The sequence below is a fragment of the Klebsiella sp. X13 genome, from assembly GCF_003323835.1.
Classification (GTDB): domain Bacteria; phylum Pseudomonadota; class Gammaproteobacteria; order Enterobacterales; family Enterobacteriaceae; genus Klebsiella; species Klebsiella ornithinolytica.
Window position 1 is genome coordinate 3779464 of record NZ_CP030874.1, and the last position, 15921, is coordinate 3795384.

At 56.1% G+C, this 15921-nt stretch carries 13 protein-coding genes; 10 read left to right on the forward strand and 3 right to left on the reverse strand.

Annotated elements, in window-relative coordinates; genetic code table 11:
* Window positions 1-44: 44 nt before the first annotated feature.
* A complete protein-coding gene (locus DSD31_RS17990) occupies window positions 45-251 on the reverse strand; it encodes a DUF2517 family protein (protein WP_004859627.1) in 207 nt (68 codons plus the stop codon).
* Window positions 252-559: 308 nt separating this feature from the next.
* On the opposite strand from DSD31_RS17990, the gene kdpF reads away from it, so the two are divergent.
* From kdpF to potE, 9 genes are all read left to right on the forward strand, one after another.
* On the forward strand, window positions 560-649 hold the full coding sequence (gene kdpF, locus DSD31_RS17995) for a K(+)-transporting ATPase subunit F (protein WP_015584874.1): 90 nt from the start codon (window positions 560-562) through the stop codon (window positions 647-649).
* Entirely contained in the window at window positions 649-2328 is a 1680-nt protein-coding gene (kdpA, locus tag DSD31_RS18000) for a potassium-transporting ATPase subunit KdpA (RefSeq protein WP_113991226.1), read from the forward strand. The genes kdpF and kdpA overlap by 1 nt, the downstream gene beginning before the upstream one ends.
* Window positions 2329-2348: 20 nt before the next feature.
* Window positions 2349-4397, forward strand: coding sequence for a potassium-transporting ATPase subunit KdpB (kdpB, locus tag DSD31_RS18005; protein WP_015584876.1), 2049 nt, complete (start codon window positions 2349-2351; stop codon window positions 4395-4397).
* 10 nt (window positions 4398-4407) lie between these two features.
* On the forward strand, window positions 4408-4983 hold the full coding sequence (gene kdpC, locus DSD31_RS18010; protein WP_004859621.1) for a potassium-transporting ATPase subunit KdpC: 576 nt from the start codon (window positions 4408-4410) through the stop codon (window positions 4981-4983).
* 1 nt (window position 4984) lies between these two features.
* Window positions 4985-7672 (forward strand): two-component system sensor histidine kinase KdpD, encoded by a 2688-nt coding sequence (kdpD, locus tag DSD31_RS18015; RefSeq protein WP_004859619.1) that lies wholly within the window; start codon window positions 4985-4987, stop codon window positions 7670-7672.
* Between the two features lie 116 nt (window positions 7673-7788).
* Window positions 7789-8466, forward strand: a complete 678-nt coding sequence (gene kdpE, locus DSD31_RS18020; RefSeq protein WP_004859617.1) for a two-component system response regulator KdpE — start codon at window positions 7789-7791, stop codon at window positions 8464-8466.
* Window positions 8467-8743: 277 nt separating this feature from the next.
* Window positions 8744-8848 (forward strand): leader peptide SpeFL, encoded by a 105-nt coding sequence (gene speFL, locus DSD31_RS18025; RefSeq protein WP_113991227.1) that lies wholly within the window; start codon window positions 8744-8746, stop codon window positions 8846-8848.
* A 252-nt stretch (window positions 8849-9100) separates the two neighbouring features.
* A complete protein-coding gene (speF, locus tag DSD31_RS18030) occupies window positions 9101-11299 on the forward strand; it encodes an ornithine decarboxylase SpeF (RefSeq protein WP_113991228.1) in 2199 nt (732 codons plus the stop codon).
* Complete coding sequence (potE, locus tag DSD31_RS18035; RefSeq protein ID WP_064359736.1) at window positions 11296-12615, forward strand: putrescine-ornithine antiporter; 1320 nt, start codon at window positions 11296-11298, stop codon at window positions 12613-12615. Before speF ends, potE begins: the two co-directional genes overlap by 4 nt.
* 115 nt (window positions 12616-12730) lie before the next feature.
* Here the strand turns inward: potE and pgm are convergent, their stop codons facing one another.
* Both pgm and seqA read right to left on the reverse strand, forming a co-directional pair.
* The gene (pgm, locus tag DSD31_RS18040) at window positions 12731-14371 is read right to left on the reverse strand and encodes a phosphoglucomutase (alpha-D-glucose-1,6-bisphosphate-dependent) (protein ID WP_004859615.1); all 1641 of its coding nucleotides are present in this window, start codon (window positions 14369-14371) and stop codon (window positions 12731-12733) included.
* A gap of 32 nt (window positions 14372-14403) precedes the next feature.
* On the reverse strand, window positions 14404-14952 hold the full coding sequence (seqA, locus tag DSD31_RS18045) for a replication initiation negative regulator SeqA (protein WP_015584879.1): 549 nt from the start codon (window positions 14950-14952) through the stop codon (window positions 14404-14406).
* 183 nt (window positions 14953-15135) lie between these two features.
* On the opposite strand from seqA, the gene ybfF reads away from it, so the two are divergent.
* Window positions 15136-15909 carry an esterase gene (gene ybfF, locus DSD31_RS18050; RefSeq protein WP_113991229.1) on the forward strand — a complete coding sequence of 258 codons (774 nt, stop codon included), beginning with the start codon at window positions 15136-15138 and terminating at the stop codon, window positions 15907-15909.
* The last annotated feature ends 12 nt before the right edge of the window (window positions 15910-15921 follow it).

Genomic DNA, 15921 nt, shown 5'->3' on the forward strand with positions numbered 1-15921 from the left:
AAAACCGCCGGAGAACCGGCGGTTATGCAGTCTGGGGGGCGCGATCAGTAAAAGTCAGCGGCGGCTTTTTCAGCCTGCGCCATCCACACCGGCTGTTCGCTGGTTTTTGCCCATACGCGGTGCAGCCAGCTGTAATAGCGGGCCCGGTCTTTCCAGAACAGCATCACCGGAAGTGCTGCTACGCCAGCCACGACGGCGAAAGCACGACGTAAAAAGACAACGTGAGCAGGATAAGTTTTATACAACGCCATAATTTCTCTCCCTTAGTCAGGCCGGCAAGCGACGCCGGTAAAGTGTCAATGTATCTCTGGCTAAAATAATACCGCTTTGTATGTAATTTTACTACTCATCCGACCACTAAAAACAGCTCGTTTCGTCTTTATTTACATTCATCCGGTAATTGAGTTACAAAAAAGTTAAATTAATACTAATCATTGGTTAATTTGTGGTTTTGCTGATTTTTATATTTTTTTTACACCGCCGGTTCTGATTTTTGCAAAATCTTTGCACCAGAATTTCTATCCTCCGGGTAAATCGTAAAAACACCCGGAGGTGGATTGTGAGTGCAGGCGTAATTGCTGGCGTGGCGCTGGTATTCCTGTTGCTGGCCTATTTGGTCTATGCCCTGATAAATGCGGAGGCATTCTGATGGCCGCACAAGGATTTTTACTTATCGCCAGTTTTCTTCTGCTGCTGATGGTGCTGGCTCGCCCGACCGGGACGTTGCTGGCCAGAATGATCAACGATACCCCGCTGCCGGTGCTTGCCGGCATTGAGCGCGGCATTTGGCGGCTCTCGGGGATTCGTCCCCAGGAGATGAACTGGTGCCAGTATCTGCTCGCCATTCTGCTGTTTAATGGCGTAGGGCTGATGGTGCTGTTCGCCCTGCTGATGTCTCAGGGCGCACTGCCGCTCAACCCTCAGCATCTTCCCGGCCTCTCATGGGACCTGGCGCTGAATACGGCGGTGAGTTTCGTCAGCAACACCAACTGGCAGGCCTATGCCGGAGAAAGTACCCTGAGCTACCTCAGCCAGATGGCCGGTCTGACGGTGCAAAACTTCCTGTCGGCGGCAACCGGCATCGCGGTGATTTTTGCCTTCACCCGCGCCTGGTCGCGTCAGCAGGTCAGCACCCTTGGCAACGCCTGGGTCGATCTCACCCGCATTACCCTATGGCTGCTGCTGCCGATTTCACTGCTGATCGCCGTGTTCTTTATTCAGCAGGGCGTGCCGCAAAACTTTCTGCCGTATCAGGCCTTCACCACGCTGGAAGGCGTGCACCAGTCGCTGCCAATGGGGCCGGTCGCTTCGCAGGAAGCGATCAAAATGCTGGGTACTAACGGCGGCGGGTTCTTTAACGCCAACTCATCGCACCCGTTTGAAAACCCGACGGCGCTGAGCAACATAGTGCAAATGCTGGCGATCTTTTTGATCCCGGCCGCGCTGTGCTTTGCCTTTGGCGACGTCGTCGGCGATCGCCGCCAGGGACACGCGATTTTATGGGCCATGACGCTGATCTTTATCGTCTGCGTCGCGGTGGTGATGTGGGCAGAAACCCACGGTAACCCTCACCTGCTGCAGCTGGGGGCGGACAGCAGCCTGAATATGGAAGGCAAAGAGAGTCGCTTTGGCATTCTCGCCAGCAGCCTGTTCGCGGTTGTCACCACCGCCGCCTCCTGCGGCGCGGTCAACGCCATGCACGACTCCTTCACTGCGCTGGGCGGCATGGTTCCCATGTGGCTGATGCAGATCGGCGAAGTGGTCTTCGGTGGCGTGGGATCGGGCCTGTACGGCATGCTGCTGTTCGTCATGCTGGCGGTCTTTATCGCCGGGCTGATGATCGGCCGGACGCCGGAATATCTCGGCAAGAAGATCGATGTGCGCGAAATGAAAATGATCGCCCTGGCCATCCTCGTGACGCCCACTCTGGTCCTGCTGGGTACCGCGCTGGCGATGATGACCGAGGCCGGACGCGCGGGGATGTTTAACCTGGGACCGCACGGCTTTAGCGAAGTGCTGTATGCCGTCACCTCCGCCGCCAATAACAACGGCAGCGCCTTCGCCGGCCTCGGCGCAGCAACGCCATTCTGGAACCTGCTGCTGGCGTTTTGCATGCTGTTCGGTCGTTTCGCGGTCATCGTGCCGGTGATGGCTATCGCCGGTTCTCTGGTGAGTAAAAAGATCCAGCCGACCAGTTCCGGCACCCTTGCCACCCACGATGTGCTGTTTATCGGTCTGCTGATCGGTACCGTGCTGCTGGTTGGCGCCCTGACCTTTATTCCTGCCCTGGCGCTCGGCCCGTTGGCGGAACACTTCTCCTTACTTTAAGTGATGCGGAGCACCCTGTTATGAGTCGCAAACAATTAGCCCTGCTCGAGCCGACGCTGGTGCGCCAGGCGCTGCTGGATGCAGTGAAAAAACTGAGCCCGACGGTGCAGTGGCGCAACCCGGTGATGTTCATCGTCTGGACGGGTAGCCTGATAACCACGCTGCTGGCCGTGGCGATGGCCAGCGGGCATCTCGCCGGCAGCGCCGCTTTTACCGCCGCCGTGAGTATCTGGCTGTGGTTTACCGTACTGTTCGCCAACTTCGCCGAAGCGATGGCTGAAGGCCGCAGCAAAGCGCAGGCCAACAGTCTGAAAGGGGTGAAAAAAACCGCTTTTGCTCGCAAGCTGCGCGCGCCGCAGCATGACGCGCCTGTCGACCATATTCCGGCCGATGACTTACGCAAAGGCGATGTGGTGCTGGTGGAAGCAGGCGATATTATTCCCTGCGACGGGGAGGTCATTGAAGGCGGCGCTTCGGTGGACGAAAGCGCCATCACCGGTGAATCCGCTCCGGTGATCCGCGAATCCGGCGGCGACTTTGCATCGGTCACCGGCGGGACGCGCATTCTTTCTGACTGGCTGGTGATCCGCTGTAGCGTGAACCCCGGTGAAACGTTCCTTGATCGGATGATCGCCATGGTCGAAGGCGCTCAGCGCCGCAAAACGCCGAATGAAATTGCGCTGACGATCCTGCTGATCGCCCTCACGCTGGTGTTCCTGCTGGCCACCGCCACCATCTGGCCGTTCTCCGCCTGGAGCGGCAATGCGGTCAGCGTGACGGTGCTGGTGGCGCTGCTGGTGTGCCTGATTCCGACCACGATCGGCGGACTGCTCTCGGCGATCGGCGTCGCCGGAATGAGCCGTATGCTGGGCGCCAACGTCATCGCCACCAGCGGACGCGCGGTAGAAGCCGCCGGCGACGTTGACGTCTTACTGCTGGATAAAACCGGGACGATTACCCTCGGTAACCGCCAGGCCTCCGCGTTTTTACCTGCGGAAGGCGTAGAAGAAAAAACCCTTGCCGACGCCGCCCAGCTCTCATCTCTGGCCGATGAAACGCCGGAAGGTCGCAGCATCGTGATACTGGCAAAACAGCGCTTTAACCTGCGCGAGCGGGATCTGCAGTCGCTGCAAGCGACCTTCGTCCCCTTCACCGCCCAGACGCGCATGAGCGGGATTAATATCGATCGGCGGATGATCCGCAAAGGCTCCGTCGACGCCATTCGTCGCCATGTCGAGGCCAACGGCGGCCACTTCCCGGCGGACGTCGACAAACAGGTGGAAGATGTTGCCCGCCAGGGGGCGACACCGCTGGTGGTCGCGGAAGGCAAACACGTGCTGGGCGTTATTTCGCTGAAAGATATCGTTAAAGGCGGAATTAAGGAGCGCTTTGCTCAACTGCGCAAGATGGGCATTAAAACGGTCATGATTACCGGCGATAACCGCCTCACCGCAGCGGCGATTGCCGCTGAAGCGGGGGTCGATGATTTCCTTGCCGAAGCGACGCCGGAAGCCAAACTGGCGCTGATCCGTCAGTACCAGTCCGAAGGTCGTCTGGTGGCGATGACCGGCGACGGTACTAATGATGCCCCGGCGCTGGCTCAGGCCGATGTCGCGGTGGCGATGAACTCCGGTACCCAGGCGGCGAAAGAGGCGGGCAACATGGTGGACCTCGACTCCAACCCGACCAAACTGATCGAAGTGGTGCACATCGGTAAGCAGATGCTGATGACCCGCGGGTCGTTGACCACCTTCAGTATTGCCAACGACGTGGCGAAGTACTTTGCCATTATTCCGGCCGCCTTTGCCGCCGTTTACCCGCAGCTGGCCATGCTCAACGTCATGCACCTGCATTCGCCTGCCTCGGCGATTCTGAGTGCGGTTATCTTTAACGCGCTGATTATCGTCTTCCTGATCCCGCTGGCGCTGAAGGGCGTGAGCTATCGCCCGCTGTCGGCTTCGGCCATGCTGCGCCGTAATCTGTGGGTCTATGGCCTGGGTGGGCTGCTGGTGCCGTTTATCGGTATTAAAGCTATCGATCTGTTACTGACCCTGACCGGGCTGCTGTGAGGAAAATACCATGTCATTCATTCGACCGGCACTTGTGCTATTTATTCTGTTAACGCTCCTCACCGGTGGTGTCTATCCGCTGCTGACGACGGCGCTTGGGCAGTGGTGGTTCCCGCAGCAGGCAAACGGCTCACTGATCCGCATCGCCGGCGAAGTCCGCGGCTCCAGCCTGATTGGCCAGAATTTTACCGCGGCGGGTTATTTCCAGGGACGCCCTTCGGCGACCGCTGAAACGCCGTACAATCCCCTCGCCTCCGGCGGCAGTAATCTGGCCGCCAGCAACCCGGCGCTGGATAAGGCCGTCAGCGAACGCGTGCAGGCGCTACGTCTCGCCAACCCGGACGCTGACCCGCGCGTTCCGGTAGAGCTGGTGACGACATCGGCAAGCGGGCTGGATAATAACCTCACGCCGACGGCCGCGCTCTGGCAGGTCCCTCGCGTCGCGAAGGCCCGCAATCTGAGTATTGAGCAAGTCACCCGCCTGGTGAATGAGGCGACGCAAACGCCGCTGGCCAGTTTTCTCGGACAGCCTGTGGTAAATATAGTGCAACTGAATATGGCGCTGGATGCCCTGAAGGATAAGTAAAATGAGTGACGAGCCGCTGCGCCCGGACCCGGACCGCCTGCTGCAACATACCAGCGAGCCGCATCGCGGCAAGCTAAAAGTGTTCTTTGGCGCCTGTGCGGGCGTCGGTAAAACCTGGGCAATGTTGGCGGAAGCGCAGCGGCTGCGCGCCCAGGGGCTGGATATTCTGATCGGCGTGGCGGAAACCCACGGTCGGAAAGAGACCGCGGCGATGCTGGAAGGGCTCAGCACCCTCCCCCAGCGCCGCCTCTCTCATCGTGGACGCTACGTCCACGAATTCGATCTCGATGCCGCGCTGGCGCGCCGGCCGGCGCTGATCCTGGTTGATGAACTGGCGCACAGCAATGCGCCAGGCTCGCGCCACCCCAAACGCTGGCAGGATGTCGAAGAGCTTCTCGATGCCGGTATCGACGTGTTTACCACCGTGAACGTCCAGCACCTCGAAAGCCTGAACGATGTCGTCAGCGGCATTACCGGCGTTCAGGTGCGCGAAACCGTCCCCGACCCCTTTTTTGACGCCGCCGACGATGTTGTGCTGGTCGACCTGCCTCCTGACGATCTCCGTCAGCGCCTGAATGAAGGCAAGGTCTATATCGGCGGCCAGGCGGAGCGGGCTATCGAAAACTTTTTCCGCAAGGGAAATCTGATTGCCCTGCGTGAACTGGCTTTGCGCCGGACCGCCGATCGGGTCGATGAACAGATGCGCGCCTGGCGCGACCGTCAGGGGCAGGAAAAAGTCTGGCATACCCGCGACACCCTTCTGCTGTGCATCGGCCATAATACCGGCAGTGAAAAACTGGTACGCGCCGCCGCGCGACTGGCCGCACGATTTGGCAGTATCTGGCATGCGGTTTATGTCGAAACCCCTTCCCTGCACCGTCTGCCGGAAGCCAGGCGGCGGGCCATTCTCGCCGCCCTGCGGCTCGCGCAGGAGTTAGGGGCGGAAACCGCCACGCTCTCCAACCCGTCCGAAGAGAAAGCCGTACTGCACTACGCCCGCGAGCATAATCTGGGCAAAATCGTGATTGGCCGTCAGGGAAAACGCCGCTGGTGGAACCGCAGCGGATTCGCCGATCGCCTGGCGCGCGACGCGCCCGACCTCGATCTGGTGGTCATCGCCCTTGATGAGAAAAGCGCCCCTCTGCCCACGCGGGCCAGCGATAGCCGTACCGCTATGGAGAAGTGGCGCGTGCAAATCCAGGGCTGCTTCGTGGCGCTGGCGCTCTGCGCGATCATTACGCTGGTGGCGATGCAGTGGCTGGTGGCCTTTGAAGCGGCCAACCTGGTCATGCTCTATCTGCTTGGCGTGGTGATTATTGCGCTGCTATACGGCCGCTGGCCGTCGGTGCTGGCGACGGTTATCAACGTGGTCAGCTTCGACCTGTTCTTTGTGTCGCCGCGCGGTACGCTGGCGGTTTCCGACGTACAATACCTGCTGACCTTTGGCGTCATGCTGACCGTCGGTCTGCTGATCGGGAATCTTACTGCCGGCGTCCGCTATCAGGCCCGCGTGGCGCGTTATCGTGAGCAGCGCACCCGCCATCTGTATGAGATGTCAAAAGCGCTGGCGGTCGGACGCAGCGAGGATGACATTGCCGCGACCAGCGAGCGCTTTATCGCCTCCACCTTCCAGGCCCGCGGGCAGCTGCTGCTCCCCGACAGTAGCGGCAAACTGCACCCGCTCACCCACCAGCCGGGGCTGACCTCATGGGACGATGCCATCGCCCGCTGGAGCTTCGATAAGGGCCAGCCCGCCGGCGCCGGCACCGATACGCTGCCCGGCGTTCCCTATCAAATCTTACCGCTGAAAAGCGCCGCCCGGACCTGGGGACTGCTGGTGGTGGAACCCGAAAACCTGCGTCAGCTGATGATTCCTGAACAGCAGCGCCTGCTGGAAACCTTTACGCTACTGGTCGCTAGCGCGCTGGAACGGCTGACCCTCACCGCCAGCGAAGAGCAGGCCCGATTTAACAGTGAGCGGGAAAGCCTGCGCAACTCGCTGCTGGCGGCACTCTCCCATGATTTGCGTACGCCGTTGACCGTTCTCTTCGGACAGGCGGAAATTCTGACGCTCGACCTCGCCAGCGAAGGCTCGAAACATGCTCCGCAGGCAAATGAGATTCGTCAACACGTGCTGAATACGACCCGGCTGGTCAATAATCTGCTGGATATGGCGCGCATTCAGTCCGGCGGATTTAACTTACATAAAGAGTGGCTGACGCTCGAAGAGGTGATCGGCAGCGCCCTGCGGATGCTGGAACCGGGGCTCGGCGGGCAGCATATTCAGCTGGCGCTACCCGATCCGCTGCTGCTGGTTCACGTCGACGGCCCGCTGTTTGAACGAGTGCTGATTAATCTGCTGGAGAATGCGCTGAAATATGCCGGCTCGAAAGCGCAGATCGGCATTGCGGCGCAGGCCGATGAGCAGCAGCTGCGCTTAGAGGTGTGGGATAATGGCCCCGGGATCCCAACGGGCCAGGAACAGGCTATCTTTGATAAGTTCGCCCGCGGACATAAAGAGTCGGCGATCCCTGGCGTCGGGCTGGGTCTGGCCATCTGTCGGGCGATCGTTGAAGTGCACGGCGGTACGATCGGCGCCTATACGCGGCCAGAGGGCGGTGCCTGCTTCCGTGTTACACTCCCCAGGGAAACGGCCCCGGGGCTGGATGAATGGAGCGGAGCGGCGTAACGCTGCCCCGGCCAGATGCCCGCTGTGCGCCTGCCCGGGCTACCGGTCTTGCGCGCGAGTAGCCCGGGAGGCGTTTCTGAAGGAGAGGGTCCTATCTGTCTGAACGGGAAGAACGGGTGATAAACGTACTGATTATTGAAGATGAACATGCAATCCGTCGCTTTCTGCGCACCGCGCTGGAAGCCGACGGTATGCGCGTATTTGAAGCCGATACCCTGCAGCGGGGTCTTATTGAAGCTGCAACCCGCAAACCTGATTTAGTCATCCTCGATCTTGGGCTACCCGACGGCGACGGCAATGAATTTATTCGCGACGTGCGCCAGTGGAGTCAGATGCCAATTATCGTGCTGTCGGCTCGCACCGAGGAGCACGATAAAATTGCCGCGCTTGACGCCGGCGCCGATGACTATCTTAGTAAGCCCTTTGGCATTGGCGAACTGCAGGCGAGATTGAGAGTTGCGATGCGCCGACATGCCGGCGCGCAAGCCGACGAGCCGCTGGTGCGCTTCGCCGATATTGAAGTCGATATTCCCGCCCGCCGCATCGTCCGCGGTGACGAAGAGCTCCACCTGACGCCGATTGAATTCCGTCTGCTGGCGGTGCTGTTAAATAATCCCGGCAAGGTCCTCACCCAGCGCCAGCTGCTCAATCAGGTGTGGGGGCCAAATGCGGTGGAACACAGCCATTATTTACGCATTTATATGGGGCATCTGCGGCAAAAGCTGGAAGTTGACCCGGCGCGCCCGCAGCATTTACTGACCGAAACGGGGATCGGCTATCGGTTTATGCCGTGAATTGTTATTCTCTTATTTTGAATTTATTTTTAATTCCCTTACATCACTAACTTTATGGCCAGAAAATATATTTTCTGGCCATTTTGTCATTTCAATCATGAAAACAAACATTGTATTAACATAATCCAAACAACAAAGAGAATAATCACATAAAAGCAACAAAAATAAGCAAAAAATATCGCCATTGATCTATTTAATTGATCAACTTCACGGAAACTACCAGTTTTATGAATAAAATGACGTTACTTTCAACAAACAACTGAAAGGAACGCTAAAAATGGAAAATAATAACCGAACCATGCCACACATAAGGCGAACAACACATATTATGATGTTCTCCCACCGTAACAGTTTCGACTTTCATTTCTTTAATGCCCGATAGTCCTTCGACTACGGGCACTTCCGCATACAGGTCTTCCTGACCCCTGCATTACAGGCAACTGCCTGTATTCCTTGGTGCTCGCCTGACTAAACCCTGAGTTTACCGTAACCGGACTGGTTAGGGTTTAGCCTGTTCATCCAAAAAAACAATTTACAGATTCCTTTATCAGTAAATATGTTTTTTTTCCGGAGATATCAATTTCTCATTTGAGAAGTTGAGGGCCTGTTATTACCAAAAAAAAGGTAAATGTAAATGTCAGAATTAAAAATAGCCGTAAGCAACACGTGCCAGAATTACTTCTCCACTCAACGAAAAATAATTAACATTGATGAAACTACATTTATTGACATTGCCGCCGCAGTGATTTCCATCAATGATATTGAAGAAGGAAAACTCGATAAAATTGAAGCAACGGGATACGGAATTCCTGTCTTTGTCGCAGTGCATGACGAAGAACGAGTACCTTCAGACTATCTATCGCGAATTTCGGGGGTCTTCGAATACGGATCCGAGCGATGTGCATTCTATGGCCGCCAGTTGGAAACCGCCGCTAGTCACTATGAAACCCAACTGCGGCCGCCTTTCTTTCGTGCGCTGGTCGACTACGTTAATCAGGGTAACAGCGCTTTTGATTGCCCTGGGCACCAGGGCGGCGATTTTTTCCGTCGTCATCCGGCTGGCAATCAATTTGTTGAATACTTTGGCGAAACGCTTTTCCGTTCCGATCTGTGCAACGCCGATGTTGCCATGGGCGATCTGCTTATCCATGAAGGCGCACCCTGTATCGCGCAACAACATGCAGCAAAAGTGTTTAATGCAGACAAAACCTATTTTGTCCTCAACGGCACATCATCATCCAATAAAGTCGTACTTAATGCCCTGTTAACGCCAGGCGATCTGGTGCTGTTTGATCGTAATAATCATAAGTCCAACCATCACGGTGCGTTACTTCAGGCAGGCGCGACACCTGTATATCTAGAAACCGCTCGCAATCCGTACGGCTTTATTGGTGGAATAGACGCCCATTGCTTTGAGGAAAGCTATCTGCGCGAACGGATTAGCGAAGTGGCGCCACAGCGTGCCAGAGACGCACGTCCTTTCCGCCTGGCGGTGATTCAACTCGGTACTTATGACGGTACCATTTACAACGCCCGCCAGGTGGTGGATACGATTGGACACCTGTGCGATTACATCCTGTTTGACTCCGCATGGGTCGGCTATGAGCAATTCATCCCAATGATGGCCGATTGCTCTCCATTGCTACTAGATCTGAATGAAAACGATCCGGGTATCTTAGTGACTCAGTCGGTACACAAGCAGCAGGCCGGCTTCTCCCAAACATCTCAAATCCATAAAAAAGACCGCCATATTAAAGGTCAGCCTCGCTATGTTCCGCATAAGCGTATAAACAACGCGTTTATGATGCATGCTTCCACCAGTCCGTTCTACCCACTATTCGCGGCGCTGGATGTTAACGCCAAAATGCATGACGGCTTGAGCGGGCGCAATATGTGGATGGATTGCGTGATGAACGGTATTGATGCGCGTAAGTTGATCCTTGAGAACTGCCATCACATTCGCCCGTTTGTACCAGACAGCGTCGATGGTCAGCCATGGGAATCGTACGCAACCAGCCAAATCGCCAACGATCTGCGCTTTTTCCATTTTGTCCCCGGCGAAAGCTGGCATGCATTCGACGGCTATGCCGAAAATCAGTATTTCGTTGACCCGTGTAAACTTCTGCTCACTACACCGGGTATCAAGGCCCGTACCGGCGAATATGATACCTTCGGGGTCCCCGCGACCATCCTCGCCAACTTCTTGCGCGAAAACGGTGTTGTCCCAGAAAAATGCGACCTTAACTCCATTTTGTTCCTGCTCACCCCAGCAGAAGATATGGCGAAATTACAGCAACTGGTCGCACTGCTGGCTCGTTTCGAAAAACTACTGGATTGCGACGCTCCTCTGGCAGAGGTTCTACCGTCAGTGTACAAACAGCATGAAGCACGTTATGCCGGATACACCCTACGTCAGCTATGCCAGGAAATGCACGATCTCTACACCCGCCACAATGTTAAACAGCTGCAGAAAGAGATGTTCCGTCAATCGCATTTCCCTCGTATCAGTATGAATCCTCAAGAGGCAAACTACGCCTATTTACGAGGTGAGGTTGAGCTGGTTAGCCTGGCGAATGCTGAAGGACGCATCGCAGCAGAAGGGGCTCTTCCTTACCCACCGGGAGTACTTTGCGTAGTACCAGGTGAGATCTGGGGTGGCTCCGTACTGCATTATTTCAGCGCACTGGAAGAAGGAATCAATCTGTTACCAGGCTTTGCACCTGAATTACAAGGCGTCTATATCGAAGAACACGATGGACGCAAGCAGGTGTGGTGCTACGTCATTAAACTGCGCGAGCCACAGCGATCTCTGTTGAAAGGGGAATCGCTATGAGCAAGTCTAAGTCCAATAAAATGGGCGTTGTCCAGCTCACTATCCTGACGATTGTTAACATGATGGGGTCCGGGATTATTATGCTGCCAACCAAGTTGGCGGAGGTCGGAACCATTTCTATCATCTCGTGGCTGGTTACCGCCGTCGGTTCGATGGCGCTGGCATGGGCGTTCGCCAAGTGCGGAATGTTCAGCCGCAAAGCTGGAGGTATGGGCGGTTATGCGGAGTATGCGTTCGGAAAATCCGGTAACTTTATGGCGAATTACACGTATGGCGTCTCGCTACTCATTGCGAACGTCGCTATCGCCATTTCTGCCGTCGGGTACGGTACCGAACTGCTGGGCGTCACGCTAAGTCCTTTGCATATTGGTGTCGCAACTATCGGAGTCCTGTGGCTCTGTACCGTCGCTAACTTTGGTGGGGCGCGTATTACCGGTCAGATCAGTAGTATTACCGTCTGGGGCGTGATTATTCCGGTCGTTGGACTGTGTATCATCGGCTGGTTCTGGTTCAGCCCGACGCTCTATGCCAACTCGTGGAACCCGCACCACGTTCCGTTTTTCAGCGCCGTAGGATCATCCATTGCCATGACCTTATGGGCCTTCCTGGGGCTGGAATCTGCCTGTGCGAATACCGATGTGGTAGAAAATCCGGAGCGCAACGTACCCATTGCGGTTCTCGGGGGCACGCTAGGAGCGGCGGTGATTTATATTGTCTCAACTAACGTCATCGCCGGGATTGTACCCAATATGGATCTGGCAAACTCCACCGCGCCATTTGGCCTCGCATTTGCCCAAATGTTCACGCCGGAGGTTGGTAAGGTCATCATGGCATTGATGGTAATGTCCTGCTGCGGTTCATTGCTGGGGTGGCAGTTTACCATCGCTCAGGTCTTTAAATCATCGGCAGATGAAGGCTATTTCCCCAAAATTTTCTCCCGCGTATCTAAAGTTGATGCGCCGGTGCAGGGAATGCTGGCTATTGTGATTATACAAAGCGGTTTATCACTGATGACCATCAGCCCGTCGTTGAATAATCAGTTCAACGTGCTGGTTAATCTGGCGGTGGTGACGAATATCATTCCATACATTCTGTCGATGGCCGCGTTGGTCATTATCCAGAAAATGGCGAACGTCGCTCCGGAAAAGGCCAGAATGGCGAATATCGTGGCGTTCATCGGGGCGATGTATAGCTTCTACGCACTTTACTCCTCCGGAGAAGAAGCGATGCTATACGGCTCTATCGTGACCTTCCTCGGCTGGACATTGTATGGGCTGGTCTCACCGCGTTTTGAGCTGAAGAACAAACACGGCTAAGTCTGGAAGTCTGCCGCTTGCGATCTGACTGAGCCGTTATAATGAACGCAGAGAGAATAAGCGGATGCAAAAAAGGAGCCTTGCGGCTCCTTTCATCATGTCACATTGTTCAGCATTACGCGTTTTTCAGCACTTCGCTGACGATTTCCACCGCTTCTTTCTCGATCTGCTTACGATGTTCTTCACCCAGGAAGCTCTCGCAGTAGATCTTGTAAGCATCTTCCGTACCTGACGGACGCGCGGCGAACCAGCCGTTGTCGGTCATCACTTTCAGGCCACCAATCGATGCGCCGTTGCCCGGCGCGGCGGTCAGACGTGCGGTGATCGGATCGCCGGCCAACTGGCTGGCGCTGACCATTTCCGGCGACAGCTTAGACAGCGCCGCTTTCTGTGCGGAAGTAGCCGAAGCCTGCAGACGGTTATAGCTCGGCGCGCCGAAGCGGGCAGCCAGTTCGTCGTAGTGCTCCTGCGGGTTTTTACCGGTGACGGCGGTGATTTCCGCCGCCAGCAGGCACATGATGATACCGTCTTTGTCGGTCGACCACGGGGTACCGTCAAAACGCAGGAACGATGCGCCCGCGCTCTCTTCGCCGCCAAAACCGAAGCTGCCGTCGAACAGACCGTCAACAAACCATTTAAAGCCCACCGGCACTTCCACCAGCTTGCGGCCCAGGTCGTTAACCACGCGATCGATCATCGCGGAGGAGACCAGCGTCTTACCAACGGCGACATCCTGGCCCCACTGCGGACGATGCTGGAACAGGTAGTTAATCGCCACCGCCAGATAGTGGTTCGGGTTCATCAGACCCGCCGGCGTGACGATGCCGTGACGGTCATAATCCGGATCGTTAGCAAAAGCCAGATCGAACTTATCGCGCAGCGCCAGCAGCCCTGCCATCGCACACTCAGAAGAGCAGTCCATGCGAATGGCGCCGTCTTTATCGAGGTGCATAAAGCGGAAGGTTTGATCGACGTGATCGTTGACGATAGTCAGGTCGAGTTTGTAGTACTCGGCAATACGTTTCCAGTATTCGATACCGGAACCTCCCAACGGATCGACCCCGAGCTTCAGACCGGCTTTCTGAATCGCCGCCATGTCGACGATATCCGCCAGCCCTTCGATAAACGGTTGCACCAGATCCTGCTCTTTAACATGACCGGATGCCAGTGCCGCATCGAGGGAGATGCGCTTGACGCCCTGCAGACCCGAGGCCAGCAGTTCGTTAGCGCGATTCTCTACCACTTTGGTGACGTTGGTATCAGCCGGGCCGCCGTTCGGCGGGTTGTACTTAATACCGCCATCTTCCGGCGGGTTATGAGACGGCGTAATCACGATGCCGTCCGCCAGCGGACCACCTTTTTTGTTGTGCACCAGGATGGCATTGGAAATGGCCGGCGTCGGGGTGAAACCGTTGTTTTCCTGCACGATAACATCAACGCCGTTGGCCGCCAGCACTTCCAGTACGGAAATAAAGGCCGGTTCGGAGAGCGCGTGGGTATCTTTACCCACGTAGCAGGGACCGGTAATCCCGTTCTTCGCGCGGTCTTCCGCAATCGCCTGAGCGATCGCCAGAATATGCTGCTCATTGAAGTTATGGCGCCCTGCACTGCCACGATGGCCAGAGGTGCCAAACTTCACCGCATGCTCCGCGTTGCCCGCTTCCGGCTTCAGTACGTAGTACTGCGCGGTCAGCTGAGCGACGTTAATCAAATCACTCTGTTGTGCAGGCTGACCCGCACGCTTATCGATTGCCATTGCCTGATCCTTCTGATGCAAGGTGAATAAAACTAGATCGTGCCGCAGACCTTCTCAATTAATTCCGCTGGGAACTGCATCGACTGCATGATGTGTTCGATCATGCTGCACTTACGACCGGTATTGGTATTGGTGATAACCCACCACGGAGTACCAGGAACCTGTTTCGGTTTAGTCTGGTTACCGCTTTTTAGCAGGATCCGCGAATCTTCGGCAAAGTACACGCGGGTGCGCCCGTGCAGAGACTCGGTGGCCTCAGCAAACGCTTTGTTATCTAAGGAGTACAGCGTGGTCAGGACCAGCATGAAGCGGTTTACCGCGCGTTTTTGTTCGGCGTATTCATCAGATAACAGCAGCTCGCGCATCGCGCGGACTTTATCTTTTGCCGGATTCACGGGCTTCGCTTCGACGGCAGGCGTCGCAGCCGGCGCCGGCGCAGCTTTTACGACCGGTGCGGCAGTCTGGGAAACGGCGGAAAATTTCAGCATGCGCCGTAAAATGTCGGATGCACTCTCGCCAATATGCTGGGTGTGGCTGGCAATATAGCGATAGAGATCATCATCAACTTCAATTGTTTTCATCTTAATCCAGTGCGATATCTTATTCTGAATACAAGTTGTCAGGATTATAAGGACAAATCCTGACCGCGGATAGCGTCAAACCAGGATGGCGGTAAAACTCAGATAGCTCTGGGTCTTGCAGCCGGATGGCAGAATGTCCAACATAATACCCTAACCCGACGAAGCGAAAAAAAGAACTTTGCCATGAAATTAAATAGCCGCACGCAATCTGCACAAAATCCGCACAATAATTCCCCTGTTGTCCTGGTTCACGGTCTGTTTGGTAGTCTCGACAACCTGGGCATCCTCGCCCGCGACCTGGTGAACGACTACGATATTTTGCAGGTTGATATGCGCAACCACGGTCTTTCCCCCCGTTCGCCGGAGATGACCTACGCGGCGATGGCGCAGGATCTGATCGATACTCTTGACGATCGGCAGATAGAGAAAGCCATCTTTATTGGTCATTCGATGGGGGGGAAAGCGGTCATGGCGCTTACCGCACTGGCGCCGGAGCGCATCGCTGGCCTGGTCGCCATTGATATTGCCCCGGTGGACTACCACGTGCGCCGTCATGATGAAATTTTCAACGCCATCAATGCCGTCACCGACGCCGGCGCCGCGTCCCGTCAGCAGGCGGCCACGGTGATGCGCCAACATCTGCAGGAAGAAGGCGTGATTCAGTTTCTGCTGAAATCCTTCGTTGATGGCCAGTGGCGCTTCAACGTACCGGTATTATGGGATCAATATCCGCACATCGTGGGCTGGCAAACGGTTCCTGCCTGGCCTCATCCGACCCTGTTCATCCCGGGAGGCAACTCGCCGTACGTCTCCGATGAGTATCGCGATACCCTGCTCGCCCAGTTCCCACAGGCGCGAGCGCACGTCATCGCCGGCGCCGGCCACTGGGTGCATGCGGAGAAACCGGAAGCCGTCCTGCGCGCCATTCGTCGCTATCTGACCGCTTTGCAGGCTTAACTGGCTAAAAAC

Excerpts from the sequence above, each read along its gene's own strand:
- DSD31_RS17990 (WP_004859627.1), bottom strand. The coding sequence starts at position 251 with ATGGCGTTGTATAAAACTTATCCTGCTCACGTTGTCTTTTTACGTCGT.
- kdpA (WP_113991226.1), top strand. The coding sequence starts at position 649 with ATGGCCGCACAAGGATTTTTACTTATCGCCAGTTTTCTTCTGCTGCTG.
- kdpB (WP_015584876.1), top strand. The coding sequence starts at position 2,349 with ATGAGTCGCAAACAATTAGCCCTGCTCGAGCCGACGCTGGTGCGCCAG.
- kdpC (WP_004859621.1), top strand. The coding sequence starts at position 4,408 with ATGTCATTCATTCGACCGGCACTTGTGCTATTTATTCTGTTAACGCTC.
- kdpD (WP_004859619.1), top strand. The coding sequence starts at position 4,985 with ATGAGTGACGAGCCGCTGCGCCCGGACCCGGACCGCCTGCTGCAACAT.
- speFL (WP_113991227.1), top strand. The coding sequence starts at position 8,744 with ATGGAAAATAATAACCGAACCATGCCACACATAAGGCGAACAACACAT.
- speF (WP_113991228.1), top strand. The coding sequence starts at position 9,101 with ATGTCAGAATTAAAAATAGCCGTAAGCAACACGTGCCAGAATTACTTC.
- potE (WP_064359736.1), top strand. The coding sequence starts at position 11,296 with ATGAGCAAGTCTAAGTCCAATAAAATGGGCGTTGTCCAGCTCACTATC.
- pgm (WP_004859615.1), bottom strand. The coding sequence starts at position 14,371 with ATGGCAATCGATAAGCGTGCGGGTCAGCCTGCACAACAGAGTGATTTG.
- seqA (WP_015584879.1), bottom strand. The coding sequence starts at position 14,952 with ATGAAAACAATTGAAGTTGATGATGATCTCTATCGCTATATTGCCAGC.
- ybfF (WP_113991229.1), top strand. The coding sequence starts at position 15,136 with ATGAAATTAAATAGCCGCACGCAATCTGCACAAAATCCGCACAATAAT.